Source organism: Halomonas sp. WWR20 (assembly GCF_054602495.1).
In genome coordinates, this window is sequence record NZ_JBTRHR010000040.1 from 1 (window position 1) to 259 (window position 259).

The 259-nt window shown below is 53.7% G+C and carries 1 tRNA gene; it reads left to right on the forward strand.

The window, feature by feature from the left end:
- Positions 1-23 precede the first annotated feature (23 nt).
- Positions 24-99 (forward strand) — tRNA-Ala (locus ACW4DH_RS19025).
- Positions 100-259: the final 160 nt, after the last annotated feature.

Below are 259 nucleotides of genomic sequence, written 5' to 3' on the forward strand. Positions count from 1 at the left end.
CGATCCTTTCAGCGATTCGAAAAGGGGCCTTAGCTCAGCTGGGAGAGCGCCTGCCTTGCACGCAGGAGGTCAGCGGTTCGATCCCGCTAGGCTCCACCAACGCCCAACAGTAAAGAAAATATCCTTTCCGTTTTCAGGCTTTTCTCTCTTTCTTCCGAAGGAGCGACGAGACGATGAATTCCGGAAGGATCGCTGCCAGAACCCAGTGCTAAGCCTTTAGCGACACACCCGAAGGCTTAGCACTGTTCTCTGAACAGTT